The organism is Janthinobacterium sp. SUN026, from assembly GCF_030397625.1.
GTDB lineage: Bacteria > Pseudomonadota > Gammaproteobacteria > Burkholderiales > Burkholderiaceae_D > Janthinobacterium > Janthinobacterium kumbetense.
Genome location: NZ_JAPQNU010000007.1, coordinates 120,654 through 137,803, shown reverse-complemented (window position 1 = coordinate 137,803; position 17,150 = coordinate 120,654). Strand labels below are relative to the sequence as shown.

General features: G+C 63.2%; 13 protein-coding genes and 1 pseudogene. All 14 read left to right on the top strand.

Translation table 11 applies throughout. The features are described from left to right. Positions 1-134: 134 nt before the first annotated feature. Positions 135-2,294 carry a M3 family metallopeptidase gene (locus tag OX459_RS25200; protein WP_289907007.1) on the top strand — a complete coding sequence of 720 codons (2,160 nt, stop codon included), beginning with the start codon at positions 135-137 and terminating at the stop codon, positions 2,292-2,294. Positions 2,295-2,517: 223 nt separating this feature from the next. Continuing rightward, positions 2,518-4,671, top strand: coding sequence for a M3 family metallopeptidase (locus OX459_RS25195; RefSeq protein ID WP_289907006.1), 2,154 nt, complete (start codon positions 2,518-2,520; stop codon positions 4,669-4,671). 109 nt (positions 4,672-4,780) lie between these two features. After that, entirely contained in the window at positions 4,781-4,993 is a 213-nt protein-coding gene (locus tag OX459_RS25190; protein ID WP_070219603.1) for a VF530 family protein, read from the top strand. Positions 4,994-5,004: 11 nt separating this feature from the next. Then, a complete protein-coding gene (locus OX459_RS25185; RefSeq protein WP_034753883.1) occupies positions 5,005-5,283 on the top strand; it encodes a DUF4404 family protein in 279 nt (92 codons plus the stop codon). Between the two features lie 357 nt (positions 5,284-5,640). Next, positions 5,641-7,902: a YgiQ family radical SAM protein gene (locus OX459_RS25180; RefSeq protein WP_289900575.1), complete on the top strand. Its 2,262-nt coding sequence runs from the start codon at positions 5,641-5,643 to the stop codon at positions 7,900-7,902. Positions 7,903-8,183: 281 nt separating this feature from the next. Then, positions 8,184-8,291: pseudogene (locus OX459_RS28075) on the top strand (zinc-ribbon domain-containing protein); the annotation flags it as partial. Positions 8,292-8,555: 264 nt separating this feature from the next. Continuing rightward, positions 8,556-9,236, top strand: a complete 681-nt coding sequence (locus OX459_RS25170) for a hypothetical protein (RefSeq protein WP_289907003.1) — start codon at positions 8,556-8,558, stop codon at positions 9,234-9,236. Between the two features lie 47 nt (positions 9,237-9,283). Beyond that, positions 9,284-10,009: a hypothetical protein gene (locus OX459_RS25165; RefSeq protein WP_289907002.1), complete on the top strand. Its 726-nt coding sequence runs from the start codon at positions 9,284-9,286 to the stop codon at positions 10,007-10,009. Between the two features lie 65 nt (positions 10,010-10,074). Next, on the top strand, positions 10,075-11,205 hold the full coding sequence (locus tag OX459_RS25160) for a zinc ribbon domain-containing protein (protein ID WP_289907001.1): 1,131 nt from the start codon (positions 10,075-10,077) through the stop codon (positions 11,203-11,205). A 9-nt stretch (positions 11,206-11,214) separates the two neighbouring features. Then, positions 11,215-12,303 (top strand): zinc ribbon domain-containing protein, encoded by a 1,089-nt coding sequence (locus OX459_RS25155; RefSeq protein ID WP_289907000.1) that lies wholly within the window; start codon positions 11,215-11,217, stop codon positions 12,301-12,303. 164 nt (positions 12,304-12,467) lie between these two features. Then, on the top strand, positions 12,468-13,349 hold the full coding sequence (locus OX459_RS25150) for an EamA family transporter (protein ID WP_289906998.1): 882 nt from the start codon (positions 12,468-12,470) through the stop codon (positions 13,347-13,349). A 232-nt stretch (positions 13,350-13,581) separates the two neighbouring features. Next, entirely contained in the window at positions 13,582-14,517 is a 936-nt protein-coding gene (locus tag OX459_RS25145; protein ID WP_251351573.1) for a sugar ABC transporter substrate-binding protein, read from the top strand. Positions 14,518-14,601: 84 nt separating this feature from the next. Next, on the top strand, positions 14,602-16,152 hold the full coding sequence (locus tag OX459_RS25140; RefSeq protein WP_289906996.1) for a sugar ABC transporter ATP-binding protein: 1,551 nt from the start codon (positions 14,602-14,604) through the stop codon (positions 16,150-16,152). Between the two features lie 18 nt (positions 16,153-16,170). Beyond that, positions 16,171-17,142, top strand: coding sequence for an ABC transporter permease (locus OX459_RS25135; protein ID WP_099666105.1), 972 nt, complete (start codon positions 16,171-16,173; stop codon positions 17,140-17,142). Positions 17,143-17,150: the final 8 nt, after the last annotated feature.

The following is a 17,150-nucleotide window of genomic DNA, read 5'->3' as shown; positions in this document are numbered from 1 at the left end:
CGCATGAAAACCGTTCATCACTGGCTGGCGCGCTACCATCGGTAGTTGCTGGTGACGCAAGTGTTTCAGGCTGTTATTATTTCAGGCTGGCCCGCGACACAATCGCGGCTCTCTTGCGTTCCTTGAAAGTAGACATGACCCGTCCAACAATGCTCGTCATCGCCGCCAGCCTGATGCTGGCGCCAGCCGCTTTTGCCGCTACCGCCACCACCGCGCCAACCACCGCCGCTACCGCGGCCGCGGCGCTGCCCGTTTCGAACCCGTTTGCGCAGGCCAGCAGCCTGCCTTTCAACTATCCGCCGTTCGACAAGGTGCAGGACGCCGACTACGCGCCCGCCTTTACGGCAGGCATGGCCGCCAACCTGGCGGAAATCAATGCCATCGCAAATAACCCGAAAGCAGCCACCTTCGACAACACCATCGTGGCCATGGAACGCTCGGGCCAGCTGCTGAGCCGCGTGCGCACCGTGTTTTCCGTGATGTCCGGTTCGAACACGAATGACACGATCCAGGGCCTGGAACGCGAACTGGCGCCGAAAATGGCGGCCCACAGCGACGCGATCATGCTCAACGACAAATTGTTCAAGCGCATCGATACCCTGTACGCCAAGCGCGGCAAGCTGGGCCTCGATGCGGAATCGAAACGCTTGCTGGAACGCTATCACACGGACTTCGTGCGCGCGGGCGCCAAACTGTCGGCGGCGGACAAGGAAAAGCTGCGCGCCTACAACGGCCAGCTGGCTGCCCTGTCGACCAAGTTCGCACAGAACGTGCTGAAAGAATTGAACGCCTCGGCCGTCGTCGTCGATACGCGTGAAGAGCTGGACGGCCTGTCGCCGGCCGCCATCGAAGTGGCCGCCGGCCTGGCCAAGAAGCGCGGCCTGGACGGTAAATACGTGATCGCCCTCGTCAACACGACGGGCCAGGCGCCGCTGTCGCTGCTGACCAATCGCGCCGTGCGCGAACGCATCATGGCCGCTTCGCAAGCGCGCGGCAGCCGTGGCGGCGAGTTCGACAACACCCAGGAAGTGCTGGAACTGGCGAAACTGCGCGCCGAACGTGCCGCGCTGATGGGCTACCCGAACTACGCGGCCTACTCGCTGGAAGACCAGACGGCGCACGACACGACCGCCGTGAACGCTTTGCTGGGCGAGCTGGCGAAGCCGGCCGTCGTCAATGCGCGCCGTGAAGCGGACGATATCCAGAAGGTCATCGATGCAGGCAAAGGCGGCTTCAAGGTAGGTGCCGCCGACTGGGCCTTCTACAGCGACAAGGTACGCGCCGAACGCTACAACTTTGATGAAAATCAACTCAAACCGTACTTTGAAATGCACAGCGTGCTGACCAAGGGCGTGTTCTTTGCCGCAGGTAAATTGTACGGCTTGACCTTCAAGCAGCGCACCGACTTGCCCGTCTACAACACCGACATGCTGGTGTACGACGTCTTCAATGAAGACGGCACGCAGCTGGCCATCTTTACCCTGGACCCTTACGCGCGCAGCAACAAGCGCGGCGGCGCCTGGGCGAATGCCTACGTGGGCCAGTCGACCTTGCTGAACCGCAAGCCGGTGATTGCGAATAACCTCAACATTCCGAAGCCGGAAGCGGGCCAGCCGACCCTGATGACGTTTGACGAAGTCAACACCATGTTCCACGAATTCGGCCATGCGCTGCACGGCATGTTCTCGAACGTGAAATACCCGCGCTTCGCCGGCACCAGCGTGCCGCGCGACTTCGTCGAATACCCGTCGCAAGTCAATGAAATGTGGGCGCTGTGGCCGGAAGTGCTGCAAAACTACGCCAAGCACTATCAGACGGGCGCGGCCATCCCGGCCGAGCTGCTGGCGAAGGTGACGGCGGCCGACAATTTCAACCAGGGCTATAAAACCACGGAATACCTGGCGTCGGCCCTGCTGGACCAGCGCTGGCACCAGCTGACCCCGGCGCAGATCCCGACCGACGTGCTGGCGTTTGAAAAGACCGCCTTGAGCGACGCGGGCGTCGATTTCGCGCCGGCGCCGCCGCGCTACCGCACCACGTATTTCTCGCACGCGTTCGCGGGCGGTTATTCGGCCGGCTACTACGCGTATCTGTGGTCGGAAAAGCTCGACGCCGACACGGTCGAGTGGTTCAAGGAAAACGGCGGCTTGACGCGCAAGAACGGCGACTGGTTCCGCAATAAACTGCTGTCGCGCGGCGGCAGCGCCGATGCGCTCGATATCTACCGCAACTTCCGCGGCCGCGATGCGAAGATCGAGCCGCTGCTGGAACGCCGTGGCTTGAACGGCAAGTAATCTCCCGTCACCGGCCTGGCCGGTGCTGAATATCGATGGCCGCCCCGCAACGGGCGGCCATTTTTATTTGGCGATTCTGCTCGTAAACCGTGGTAAACCGCGCAGTTGGCGTGATGCACCACAGGATCGCCCATGTTGGATGACGCCTGTGTGACAGACTGCTATGATCTGCCACTGGCCCGCGACGCGATCGCGGTTCTTCCCGCGCTTCCTGAAAGATGTCATGATCCGTCCACAACTGCTCGTCATCGCCGCCAGCGTCATGCTGGCCCACGCCGCCCCATCCGCCATGGCTGCCGCCACTGCAAAAACCGCGCCTGCCGCCGCCGTCAGCGCGCAGAACCCCCTGCTCAAAGCGAGCCCGCTGCCATTCCAGATGCCGCAGTTCGGCCTGATCAAGGATGAACACTACGCGCCGGCGTTTGCCGAAGGCATGAAACGCCAGCTGGCCGAAGTCAACGCGATTGCCAGCAACCGCCAGGCGCCCACGTTCGAGAACACCATCGTGGCCCTCGAGCGCACGGGGCAGTTGCTGCACCGCGTGCAAAGCATCTTCAGCAACATGACCTCGACCAACACGAACAGCGTGCTGGAAGCGGTGGAAGTGGACGTGTCGCCGAAGCTGGCCGCGCATGGCGACGCCATCACCCTGAATCCGAAACTGTTTAACCGCATCGACACCCTGTACGCCAAGCGCGACAAGCTGGGCCTGGATGCCGAATCCTTGCGCCTGCTGGAACGCTATCACACGGATTTCGTGCGCGCCGGCGCCAAGCTGTCCGATGCGGACAAGGAAAAACTGAAAGCCTATAACGCCGAACAGGCGGGCCTGGAAACGGCCTTCGCGCAAAACGTGCTGAAGGAAACGAATGCCAAGAGCATCGTCGTCGACACGCGTCTTGAGCTGGCCGGCATGACGGACAGCGATATCGATACGGCCGCCACGGCAGCCAAGGAGCGTGGCTTGAACGGCAAGTTCGTCATCGCCCTCGTGAACACCAGCGGCCAGCCGCCGCTGGCGGTATTGATGGATCGCAAGACGCGCCAGCGCCTGATGGATGCGTCGCTGAACCGCGGCAGCCAGGGCGGCGAGTTCGACAACCGCGCCATCGTGCTGAAGCTGGCCAAGCTGCGCGCCGAACGGGCCACCCTGCTCGGTTACGCCAACTACGCCGCGTACTCGCTGGAAGACCAGACGGCCAAGACGACCACGGCCGTCAATACCCTGCTGTCGGAATTGGCGAAACCGGCCGTCGCCAATGCGCGCCGCGAAGCGGCCGACCTGCAGCAAATCGTCGATGCCGAGAAGGGCGGTTTCCAGGTGGCTGCGGCCGATTGGGCCATCTACACGGACAAGCTGCGCAAGCAGCGTTTCAATTTCGATGAAAACGAGTTGAAACCGTACCTGGAATTGAACAGCGTGCTGAACAACGGCGTCTTCTTTGCCGCCAACAAACTGTACGGCATCAGCTTCAAAGAACGCAAGGACTTGCCGGTGTACAACCCGGATGTGCGCGTCTACGATGTGCTCGACGCCAACGGCAAGCCGCTGGCCCTGTTCATCGCCGACTTCTATGCGCGCGGCAACAAGCATGGCGGCGCATGGATGAATGAATACGTGTCGCAGTCAATGCTGATGGGCACGCATCCCGTCGTCGCCAACCAGCTGAACATTCCGAAGCCGCCCGCCGGCCAGCCGACCTTGTTGACGTTCGATGAAGTGACGACCATGTTCCACGAATTCGGCCATGCGCTGCACGGCATGTTTTCGAACGTGAAATACCCGCGCTTTGCCGGCACCAGCGTGCCGAGCGACTTCGTCGAGTATCCATCGCAAGTCAATGAAATGTGGGCCGTGTGGCCGGAAGTGCTGCAAAACTATGCCAAGCACTACCAGAGCGGCGCGGCCATGCCGCAGGAATTGCTCGACAAGGTGACGGCGGCGAAGAAATTCAACCAGGGTTTCATGACGACGGAATACCTGTCGGCGGCCCTGCTGGACCAGCGCTGGCACCAGCTGGCGCCGAGCCAGGTCCCGACCGACGTGCTGGCCTTTGAAGCGGCATCGCTGAAGGATGCGGGCGTCGATTACGCGCCCGTGCCGCCGCGCTACCGCACCAGCTACTTCTCGCACAGCTTCTCCGGCGGCTACTCGGCGGCGTATTACGCCTACCTGTGGTCGGAAAAGCTGGATGCGGAATCGGTCAACTGGTTCAAGGAAAACGGCGGCCTGACGCGCAAAAATGGCGACTGGTTCCGCAGCAAATTGCTGTCGCGCGGCGGCAGTGTCGATGCGCTGCAGCTGTTCCGCGACTTCCGCGGCCGCGATGCCACCGTGGAACCATTGCTGGAACGCCGCGGCTTGAACGCCAAGTAAGACGTCCCCATCAGAAGCTTGCGTTGCGTTGACCTGGCGCACGCAAGCTTTCCGTGCCGGCGGCGTAGAATTGAGTAAGATGTAAACAAGAAGGCAGTCGAAAGAGTATATGAGTCAGCAAGATTTGAATGGCATTACCCTGGAAGGTATCGTGACGCGCCTGCACGCCCACTACGGTTGGGACGGCTTGGCCAAGCACATCGATATCAATTGCTTCATCAGCGATCCCAGCATCAAGTCGAGCCTGAAGTTTTTGCGCAAGACCCCGTGGGCCAGGAGCAAGGTGGAACAATTGTTTCTGGACACGCAATTTACTGACTGACAGGAAAAAACATGGATAGCAAACTCAAGGAATCGCTGCAACAACTGCATTCGACACTGGAAACCAGCGGCCCCGTCGATGAAGAACTGCATGGTTTGCTGCAAAAACTCGATGTCGACATCAAGTTGCTGATGGAAAAGCGTGCCGCGCAGGAACAGGAAGAAGAGTCGACCACCTATGGACTGGCCGAGCGCAGCCAGGAATTGTCGGCCAAGTTTGCCGTCAAGCATCCGAAACTGGAGCCTGCCTTACGCGAATTGGGTGAAATTCTCGCCAATATGGGTATCTGATGCGCCTCTGAAAACCTACTGCGCAGCCCACTGCCGGGCATGCCTTGCTCACCGTACCTTCGTACGGTTCCGCTACTCAACCCGGCATTGAGCTTGCTCGCTACGGTTTTGAGAGGCGCCGAGACGGTATTGATGTAATGATAAAAAACTGCTCCTCAGTCACAATTTCTTGATGGGAATTTCCCAAGTGATTGAAAATTAAACGTTTTTTGTACTGAAATCCAACAGTAAAAAGCAGGCCGTCAGGTTGGAAATGGCCAATTCCGGTACAATCCGTACCCTATGAGCTCCCCTACCAATTTATTTGCGACCGTTCCCAAGCGGTCTGCCCGCGCTGCCGTGGCGCCTTTCCTGCCGATGTCGCGTGCCGAGATGGACACGCTGGGCTGGGACCAGTGCGACGTCATCCTCGTCACGGGCGACGCCTACATCGACCATCCGAGTTTCGGCATGGCCCTGGTCGGCCGCCTGCTCGAAGCGCAGGGTTACCGCGTCGGCATCATCAGCCAGCCGGACTGGCTGTCGGCCGACGCCTTCCGCATCCTCGGCAAGCCGCGCCTGTACTACGGCATTACCGCCGGCAACATGGATTCCATGGTCAACCAGTACACGGCCGACCGCAAGATCCGCTCCGACGACGCCTACACGGCGAACGCGGAACCGAACAAGCGCCCGGACCGCGCCGTCACCGTGTACGCCCAGCGCGCGCGCGAAGCGTATCCCGACGTGCCCATCGTCATCGGCAGCATCGAAGCGTCGCTGCGCCGCATCGCCCATTACGATTACTGGTCGGACAAGGTCCGCCGTTCCGTCTTGCCCGATTCCAAGGCTGATTTGTTGATCTTCGGCAATGCCGAGCGGGCGCTGGTCGACCTGACGCACCGCCTGGCCGCCGGCGAATCGATCAAGGATATCCGCGACTTGCGCGGTACGGCCTTCATGGTGCCGTCCGGCTGGCTGCCCGGCGACGACTGGGGCGTGCACAATTCCACCCGCGTCGACGTGCCCGGCAAGATCGACCCGCACTACAGCCCGTACGAGATGGTGCAGGAAGACAAGACCGCCTGCGCCACGGAAAATGCGTCGAAGTCGGCCGAAGTCATCAAGCCGATCCGCATCATGAGCCGCGAAGAACGCCTGGCCATGGCCAAGGAAAAGCACGACAAGACGGTGGTGCGCCTGCCCGCCTACGACGTCGTCAAGGATGACCCCGTCATGTATGCGCACGCTTCGCGCGTGTTCCATCTGGAATCGAATCCCGGCAATGCGCGCGCCATGGTGCAGGCGCACGGCGAACGCGACGTGTGGCTTAACCCGCCGCCGCTGCCGCTGGCCATGGACGAGATGGATGGCGTGTACGACATGAATTATGCGCGCGCCCCGCACCCGAGCTATGGCAAGGCGCATATCCCCGCCTGGGAAATGATCCGCTTTTCCGTCAACATCATGCGCGGCTGCTTCGGCGGCTGCACCTTCTGCTCGATCACGGAGCATGAAGGACGCATCATCCAGAGCCGTTCGGAACCGTCGATTTTGCGCGAGATTGAACATATCCGCGATAAAACCAAAGGCTTTACGGGCACCATTTCCGATATGGGTGGCCCGACGGCGAATATGTACCGCCTCGCTTGCAAGGAAAAAGAGATCGAAGTCTCGTGCCGCCGGCTGTCCTGCGTGTACCCGTCCATCTGCGTCAACCTGGGCACGGACCACAGCAAGCTCATTTCCCTGTACCGCAAGGCGCGCGCCATTCCCGGCATCAAGAAAGTCTTGATCAGCTCGGGCCTGCGCTACGACCTGGCCGTGCGTTCCCCCGAGTACGTGAAGGAACTGGTGACGCACCACGTGGGTGGCCTGTTGAAAATCGCGCCCGAGCATACGGAAGAGGGGACTTTGTCGAAGATGATGAAGCCCGGCATCGGCGCGTATGATGAGTTCAAGGAAATGTTCGACCGTTTCTCCCTGGAAGCAGGCAAGAAGCAGTATTTGATTCCCTACTTCATCGCCGCCCATCCGGGCACGACGGACGTGGATATGCTGAACCTGGCCCTGTGGCTGAAGAAAAACAATTTCAAGCTGGACCAGGTGCAAACCTTCATGCCCACGCCGATGGCCATGGCGACGACCATGTATCACACGCGCAAGAATCCTTTGCGCAAGGTCACGGCAGACTCGGAAGTGGTGGAAACGGCGCGCAGCGGCAAGATCCGCCGCACGCACAAGGCGTTCCTGCGCTACCAGGACCCGGCCAACTGGCCTATCCTGCGCGAAGCGCTGGTCAACATGGGCCGTGGCGACTTGATCGGCAATGGCGACAAGCATTTGATTCCTGCCTGGACCTCGTCCGAGTCGGGCGGCCTGGCCGCCGGCGAACGCAGCCGCCAGACGCATGGCGCCGGCACGCCGGACAAGTTCAAGGTCACGCCGGGCAAGAACCGTATCGCCCTGGGCGGTACGGCCGCGGCGCCGAAGGCGACCGCCGTCGAGTCGAAGGTGCGTCCATCGATCTTGTCGACCATCAAGACGAAGGCCAAGCCGGCCGCCGTGCCGATGGGCCGTGGCAGCAAGCCGCCAGCCAAGGGCGGCCATGCCGCGCCGGCACGGGGCGGACGCAAGTAGACGGCCCTCGGCACCCGGGCATCGCCTGAAAACCCGGCAACGCACACAGCGTTGCCGGGTTTTTTGTTATCTGCGCACCAGGATGGGGCGCAAAAATGTGGGGGCAGCAGAATTTTTACCAATATTTAAAAAATGAATAGAGCAAAAGGCAATTTTCCCTTGTGGCAACTTGGTGTTTGAAAATATACTCGTTGAATATTTAGCCGTACGGCAACAATGCTGCCATTCTGGCAAGCGCCAGCGTACGCGCCTTCCAGCGTTTAGATGAAAAGAGATGCCAATTGAAATGCCTTTCCTGCCAGGCCGAGAATAAGCCGGGCGCAAAATTCTGTTCTTCCTGCGGCACGACGTTTGCCGTTGCTCCTGCCGCCGCCCCTCCCGTGCCAGGCAAAGCCTGCGGCCAGTGCGGCCATGACTGCAAGCCGGACGCCAAGTTCTGCCCCAAGTGCGCATTCAGCTTTGCCGTGGCGCCCGTTGCCGCAGCGGTGCCGCCGCCGCTGCCAGAAGCGGTCATCGAGCCGGTCATCGAGGCTGCGATCGCCCCCGTGATCGAGCCGCTTATCGAGGCTGCGAGCGTACCCGTTATCGAGCCTGAGCCCGTCATTGCATCCATACCCGTGCCTGAGCCGGAACCTGAGCCTGCCCCAGCGCCCGTGGCGGAGCCTGTCGCGCCGCCAGCGCCAGTGCTGGAAAAGCGCCGTGCCGATCCTGGCCCCGCAGCGGAACCTACTCCCGCACCCGCCAGCGTGCCCGCAGCGGCATCCGACAGCCCGGCCGGTGGCAGCCGCATCAAGCTGATCGTCGCAGCCGTCGCGGCGGTAGTGGTAGTGGGTGCGGCAGGCGGATACTATTACCTGTCAGCCAAGCCTGCCGAACCCGCGCCAATCTCCACGCCGACGCTTCCCGCCGAAGACACGACGGCTGCCGCCGAGCAGCCGCTGGCCATCAGCGACCCTGCGCTCGATGGCGCCACGACGGCCGACCATGCCGCGACACCTGCTGCCGAGCCTGAGCCTGAGCCAGCGGCAGCTCTTGCACCGGCGCCGGCGCCAGCGCCAGCGCCTGCACCGGCACCTGTCGCGGAAAAACCCGCCAAGCCCATCAAGGTGACGCCGCCGGCCGCGCCTGTCAGCAAGCCTTCCGGTCTCGAAAGCGTGATCACGGACAGCCTGTCGGAAGCGAGCCACTGCATGAGCCAGCGCAAATACGACTGTGCCATTGCCAACGCGAATGCCGTGTTGCGCATGGACACGGGCAACCGCTACGCGCTCGACATCAAGCGCAAGGCGAAAGAAGCGCAGGACAAGGCGCTGTCGCAAATCCAGATCGAGTAAGCCGCGCTGCTTGCCTTCCCCCTATTTTGACCTTTCCGGAGAATAACGTGAAAAACCTGAAACAAATGGCCAAGCCCCTGGTGGCGATGCTGGTCGTGTCCTCGATGCTGGCCGGTTGCGCCGCGCCGGGCGGCCCTGGCGCCACCGGCAATACCACCGCCGCCGGCACGGAAGCGGCCAGCGGCGAATGCAATACGGCCATGCTGGCCGGCATCGGCGCCGTCGTGGGCGGCTTGCTGGGCGGTGGCAACAATACCGTGCGCGGCGCGGCCCTGGGCGCCAGCCTGGGCGCGCTCGCTTGCGTGGCCTTGAATTATCAAAGCCAGCAAGTCAAGACGGCGCAGCAAGTGCAGACCGACTACAAGGTGGCCAACAAGGGCAAGCTGCCCGAGCAGTCGACCTTGGTGAAATACGAGACGGGCTTTACGCCTTCCTCCGTGCGTCCGGGCCAGAAGGCGCAGACCAATTCGTATATCGAAGTGGCAGCCGGCACGCGCGATCCGAACCCGCTGGTGGAAGAGGAATTGAGCCTGTACAAGCCAAATGGCGACTTGATCAAAACCGTGCGCAAGGTGGTCAGCAGCAATAACGGCAGCGGCGCCTACAAGGGCGGCTTCTCGATTCCCATGCCCGAAGGCGTGCCGCAGGGCATTTACCCGGTGCGCACGGCCCTGTACCTGAATAGCAAGCGCGTCGGTGGCCAGGACGTCAAGCTGCAGATCGTCCAGCGCCAGGCGCCTGTATCCGAGCTGCAACTGGCGCAGGCCTACTAACACCGTGTTACCACGGGGCGGCCAGGCAGGCCGTCCCCTCCCGATTTCCCCCTTTCAGGCTAGACATGACCATTTCCACAGAAGCAGCTAAACCTCTTCCCTTTTCTTCCGCCGTGGGCTCGCTGATCGAAGCGACCGACGCCATCAGGAACTTCCGCGCGATTGCCTTGCTGGCCCTGACCTTCATCGGCGCCGTGCTCGTCGGTGGCGTGCTGACGATGCTTGCCGGCGGCATGAGCAGTGCGCTGCTGGCCTTCCTGGGCGCCTTGATGGCCTTCCTCGTGATGTTCTACGGTTCCAATGCCGTGGGCATCCTGCTGATGCGCGATGCGCAAGGCCAGCCGGGCATGAGCCTGGTGGATGCCGTGCTCGTTTCGCTGTACACGAGCCACCGCCTGATCGCGGTCGTCTTCCTTGAATTTCTGATCGTGCTGGCGGCCATGATCGCCATCGCCATCATCTTGTTCGTCTGCAAGATCCCCGTGCTCGGCCCCGTGCTGTACGCGGTCGTTTTCCCGCTGTCGGCCATCGTGCTGGGCGTGCTGGTGTTTGCACTGTTCTACGTGATGCTGCCGCTGGCCGGCCCTGCCGCCTGGTCGGGCGCCAGCGTGTTCCAGATCATTGCCCGCCTGAACCAGATCGTGCGCACCAAGCTGGTGTCCGTGATCTTGCTGGAAGTGCTGCTGTTCCTGATCACCGCGTTTGTGGCCCTGCTGATCTTTGGAGTGCTCGGTACCGGCGTGTCGCTCACCACGGGCATGTCGGCTGGCATCCTCAGCCTGGGCGAGATGAATATGTATGCGCTGGCTGCGGGCCTGGGTCGCGGCGGCTCCGGTTCCGGCTACATCGTCGCAGCCGGCCTGGGCGGCGGCTTGCTGATGGCGGCCGCGGCCGTAGTGCCTGGCCTGATCTTTACCAAGGGCGTGTGCATCATTTACCTGGACGCCACGCGCAATGTCGACTTCAGCGCCTCGGAAGCGAGCCTGAACGACGGCCTGGCTACGGTCAAGAAAAAAGCCGAGGAAGCGCGCGAGCGCGCGCGTGCCCTGGCCGAGCAGGCGAGCGCCCCCGCCGCGCCCGCCGCTGCCGCTGCACCGGCCGCCGCGCCGGCTGACAGCCTGCAGTGCCCAAGCTGCAAGGCACCGGTCGCATCCGATGATGTCTTCTGCGGCGATTGCGCGCATAAACTCAAGTAAAGGCACGCCATGGCTCACTTCTGCACCCAATGCGGCACCGCCCATGTTCCCGGCGCGCGTTTTTGCGATGAATGCGGCAAGGCCGTAAACGCCGCGCCGTCGCCCGCACCTGCGCCGTCGCCCGTCGCGCCCGTCAAGCCGGCCGGTGTGCAGCGGCGCCACCTCCTCCTTGCCGGCGGCGTGCTGGCGGTGGTCGTCGTGGCCGGTGGCGCACTGGCGTGGTTGCTGGCGCCAGAGGCAGCCTCGTCCAGCAGTTTCAGCCGCGCCATCGACGCCCACCTGGCGGCCGACGAGGCGGCGCGCGACAAGTTGCTGTGCCTTGCCAACTTGCCGTATCAGAAGGAAGAGATCCGCGTGGCGTCGTACGACAGTTCCACTCGGCAATGGCTGGATATCCTCGTGCGTAGCGGGCTGTACAACACTCCCGTCGAGCAAAGCAGCGGCGGCTGGGTTGCGCAATCGCAATTCGTCTACGCGCTGGCCGCGCCGGGCAAGGCGGCCTTGCGCGGCGACAAGCTGTGCGTGGCCAAGGGCGTGAAAGTGGCCAAGGTCAGCGGCTACGATCAGATGCGCGACCTGGGCGAACAGCAGGTGGCGATGGCCAAGGCCACCCTGGCGTTGACCGATGAGGCGGCGTGGTTCGCCAAGTCGCCGGACCGCGCATTGATCCTGCAACGCTTGCCGGACGGCGACCTGGAAGTGCGGCTGCCGCTGGCGCTGGTCGACAAGCAGTGGCAAGTCATCGACCAAGCGCAGATGAGCCAGGCGGCCATGACCGGCGTGATGGGCAAAGCGCGGGCGGCGCAGGGCGCGGGCATGCTGGACAAGCTGAAAAGCGTGTTCAGCTTTGGCGGTCACCCGGCCGTGGGAAAATGGCAGGCGGCGATGGGCAATGTCCTGGAATTTACACGCGACAGCGTGATCAATAACGGGACTTCGACCAGGGCCACTTTCACCACCAAGGGCAATACCGTGACGATCGCGCCGGAAGGCGCGGGCGAAGCGGCCATGGACATTATCGTCAGCGACGACGGCAGCACGGCGCAGATCAGCATGGGCGGCATGCGGGTGACGACCCTGCGCCGCATGCGCGATTAGGCAGCTATCCAGGCGGCGCAGCTTGCCGCCTTGCAGCATTCCAGAAGCCCGGCCATGCCGGGTTTTTTTACGCCGCCGGCCAGGCAAGGGAGGCAGGTATTTATCTTGACATCAAGATAGTTCGCGCCCACACTGGTCTTTTATCTTAATGTCGAGATAGTTTCATGACCTCTTCCTTTGTCCGCCCCGCCTGGGGCGATATTCTGCTCACGGCGCTGGCGCCCCTGATCTGGGGTTCCACGTATATCGTCACGTCCGAACTGCTGCCGCCGCACCGTCCCTTCACGGCGGCCCTGATCCGCGTGCTGCCGGCCGGTCTGCTGTTGCTGCTGCTGATGCGGCGCCTGCCCGCACGGCGCGACTGGGGCCGCGTGCTGATCCTGTCCGCCCTGAATATCGGCGTGTTCCAGGCGCTGCTGTTCGTGGCCGCCTACCGCTTGCCGGGCGGCCTGGCGGCCGTGGTGGGGGCCATCCAGCCGCTGCTGGTGATGGGGCTCGCCTGGGGCGTGGAAGGGCGCCGGCCCGCCCGCCTGGCCCTGGGCGCCAGCGTGCTGGGCGTGGCCGGCATGGGCGTCTTGCTGTTGTCGCCGCGCACGGTGTGGGAACCCATCGGCATCGCCGCCGCGCTGGGTGGCACGGCCTGCATGGCGGCCGGCACTTACCTGACGCGGCGCTGGAAGCCGGACTTGCCCGTGCTGGCGCTGACGGGCTGGCAATTGCTGCTCGGCGGCCTGATGCTGGCGCCCGTCGCCTGGCTGGCCGACGCGCCCTTGCCGGCACTGTCCGTGCAGCAAGTGCTGGCCTACGCCTACCTGTGCCTGGCCGGCGCCCTGCTGGCGTATGCCTTGTGGTTCCGCGGCATCGCCCGCCTGTCGCCCGTGGCCGTGTCCTCGCTGGGCTTGCTCAGCCCCCTGATGGCCGTCGTGCTGGGCTGGGCCTTGCTGGGCCAGGCCATGACGGGCTGGTCGATGCTGGGCTTGCTGTTGGTGTTGGCCAGCGTGCTGGCCGTGCAGTGGGCCAGCGCCCGTCCCGCAACAAAGTCCTGACTTCCACGTATTTCCCTCCGGCAGGCTGATGGCATCAGCCTGCCTGTTTCCCTCTGGGCGCTCCCTTTTTGCTGCACCGCACATACAGTTTTGCTTGCACTGATATGGGGCATTGAGGCACTATTCGCTTCGCGCAAACGTTTGCGCGCAACGAATTTCCTAAAAAGCATGCAGTACACGTGCTTGACCAACAACTCTGGAGACGCTCATGACATCCCGTATTCGCCTGAAAATGATTGCCGCCGCTGTCCTGGTGTGTGCCCTGCCCGCCGTGCCGGCGATGGCGCAGACACCTGCCAAACCAAAGGTGGCGCTGGTGATGAAGTCGCTCGCCAATGAATTTTTCCTGACCATGGAAAATGGCGCCAAGGCGCATCAGAAGGCGAATGCCGCCAAGTACGACCTGCTGTCGAACGGCATCAAGGATGAAACGGATACGTCGAGCCAGATCAAGCTGGTCGAGCAAATGATCGTCTCGCGCGTCAACGCGCTGGTGATCGCGCCGGCCGACTCGAAAGCGCTGGTGCCAGTGCTGAAAAAAGCCATCGACGCGGGCATCATCGTCGTCAATATCGATAACAAGCTCGACGCGGGCGCCCTGAAAGAGAAGGGCATCACCGTGCCGTTCGTCGGCCCGGACAACCGCAAGGGCGCCAAGGTCGTCGGCGACTACCTGGCGCAGCAAATCAAGAAGGGCGACCCCGTCGGCATCATCGAAGGCGTGTCCACCACCTACAACGCGCAGCAACGTACCCTGGGTTTCCAGGATGCCATGACGGCAGCCGGTGCGAAAGTCGTCAGCGTGCAGTCGGGCCAGTGGGAAATCGCCCCCGCCAACACGGTGGCGGCCGCCATGCTGAACGCCAATCCGAATATCAAGGCTTTGCTGTGCGGTAACGACAACATGGCCATCGGCGCCATTTCCGCCATCAAGGCGGCCGGCAAGACGGGCAAGGTGCTCGTCGTCGGCTACGACAACATCAACGCCATCAAGCCGATGCTGGCCGATGGCCGCGTGCTGGCTACAGCCGACCAGTTCGGTTCGCAACAAGCCGTGTTCGGCATCGAGACCGTGCTGAAAGCCCTGGCGCAGAAGAAGAAACAGGCCGAGCTTGGTGGCGTCATCGAAACCAAGGTCGAACTGGTCGCCAAGGGCGCCAAGTCCTGATCGTTTGATCCCGCCGGGGCCGGCGCCCGCTTGCTCACCGAGCAGGCGGCGCCGGCCCCGCCGCCACTACCGCGGAGTTTTATCATGCCCACCGACATTCCACCGGCGCCAGCCGCCATCCCCTTGTTAACGCTCGATAACATCGGCAAGTCCTATGTCGGCCCCGTCCTCGGTGGCGTGGGCCTGCGCTTCGCCCCTGGCCAGGTGCTGGCGCTGACGGGCGAGAACGGCGCAGGCAAGAGCACCCTGTCGAAGATCATCTGCGGCCTGGAGCAAGCCACCACGGGCACGATGTTGCTCGACGGCAAGCCTTACCAGCCAGCCTCGCGCGGCGCCGCCGAGGCGCTGGGCATCCGCATGGTGATGCAGGAACTCAACCTGATTCCCACCCTGTCGATCGCGGAAAACCTGTACCTGAAGAATTTGCCGCAGCGTTTCGGCTTCATCGACCGTACGCGCCTCGAGCGCGACGCGCGCGAACAGATGGAAAAAGTGGGATTGGGCGGCCTCGACCCGTGGACCTTGGTCGGCGAACTGGGCATCGGCCACCAGCAAATGATCGAGATCGCGCGCAATCTAATTGGCGCCTGCCGCTTGCTGGTGCTCGATGAACCGACGGCCATGTTGACGCACCGCGAAGTGGAATTGCTGTTCCTGCAGATCGAACGCCTGAAAGCCGAAGGCGTGTGCATCATCTATATTTCCCACCGCCTGGAAGAACTCAAGCGCGTGGCCGACCGCATCGCCGTGCTGCGCGACGGCCAGCTCGTGTGCGACGACGATATCGCGGGCCACTCCGCAGCCGACCTGGTCAGCCTGATGGTGGGCCGCTCGGCCGACGACGCCGTCGACCTGAGCGGGCGAACCATCGGCGCACCGCTGCTGCGCGTGCGGGGCCTGGCGCGCGGCAAGGTCGTCAACCCCACCTCGTTCGACTTGCGCGCCGGCGAAATTCTCGGCATCGCCGGCCTGATCGGTTCGGGCCGCACGGAATTGCTGCGCCTGATCTTTGGCGCCGACCGCGCCGACGCTGGTGACGTGTTCCTCGGCGACAGCGCCACGCCCGCCGCCTTGCACTCGCCGCAGGCCGCCGTGCAAGCGGGCATCGCCATGATCACGGAAGACCGCAAGGGCCAAGGCTTGCTGTTGCGCCAGTCCATCGCCGTGAATACGACCCTGGCGTCGCTCGACACCGTCAGCGGCGCTGGCTGGCTCAACGACGCGGCCGAAGCGACGGTGGCCGACGACTATATCCAGCGCCTGGGCATCCGCTCGCGCAACAGCGCGCAAACGGTGGCGGAATTGTCCGGCGGCAACCAGCAAAAGGTGGTGATCGCCCGCTGGCTGTACCGCGACTGCCCCGTCATGCTGTTCGACGAGCCTACGCGCGGCATCGATATCGGCGCCAAGTTTGATATTTATCAGGTGCTGGCCGAACAGGCGCGCCAGGGCAAGGGCCTCGTCATCGTGTCGAGCGACTTGCGCGAACTGATGCTGATCTGCGACCGCATCGCCGTCATGAGCGCCGGCAGCATCGTCGACACCTTCGAGCGCGGCGCCTGGAGCCAGGACGCGCTGCTGTCGGCCGCCTTCTCCGGCTATTTGACCCCCACTTCCACTCCAGCTGCGGACTGATCCGCCGGAAAGATTCCCATGACCACCAACTCCTCTCCTTCGTATCTGCAGCGCAGCCTGGCCGACCTGAAAAACTATGCGGGCCTGATCGGCGCCCTGGTCGCCATGTGCGTACTGTTCTCGTTTGCCAGCGAAAACTTCTTCACGCTCGCCACCCTGAGCACCCTGTCGAACAACATCCCGACCCTGGTGGTGATGGCCGTCGGCATGACGTTCGTGCTGATCATCGGCGGCATCGATTTGTCCGTCGGTTCCGTGATGGCGCTGGCCGCGTCCGTGCTGTCGCTGGCCGTTGTGCACTGGGGCTGGCCCGTGTGGAGCGCGGCCCTGCTGGGCATGTTCGTCGCCGCCTTGTGCGGCGCCACCACGGGCCTCATTTCCGTCGGCTGGCGCATTCCCTCGTTCATCGTCTCGCTGGGTGTGCTGGAAATGGCGCGCGGCATGGCGTATCAAGTGACGAACTCGCGCACGGAGTACATCGGCAGCGCCGTTGACGGCATCAGCTCGCCAATCGCGTTCGGCCTGTCGCCCGCCTTCATCGCCTCGATCGCCATCGTCGTCATCGGCCACCTGGTGCTCACGCGCACGGTGCTGGGCCGCCACTGGATCGGCATCGGCACGAATGAGGAAGCCGTACGTTTGTCCGGCATCAATACAAAACCGTCGAAGGTGCTGGTGTTCGCCCTGATGGGCTTTCTTGCCGGCGTGGGCGCGCTGTTCCAGGTGTCGCGCCTGGAAGCGGCCGACCCGAACGGCGGCGTGGGCATGGAATTGCAAGTGATCGCCGCCGTGGTGATCGGCGGCACGAGCCTGATGGGCGGGCGCGGTTCCGTCATCAGCACCTTTATCGGCGTGTTGATCATCTCCGTGCTGGAAGCGGGCCTGGCGCAAGTGGGCGTGTCGGAACCCGTGAAACGCATCGTCACGGGCCTGGTGATCGTCGCCGCCGTGGTGCTCGACACCTACCGCCGCCGCGGCGAACGCGCCTAAGCGCCACA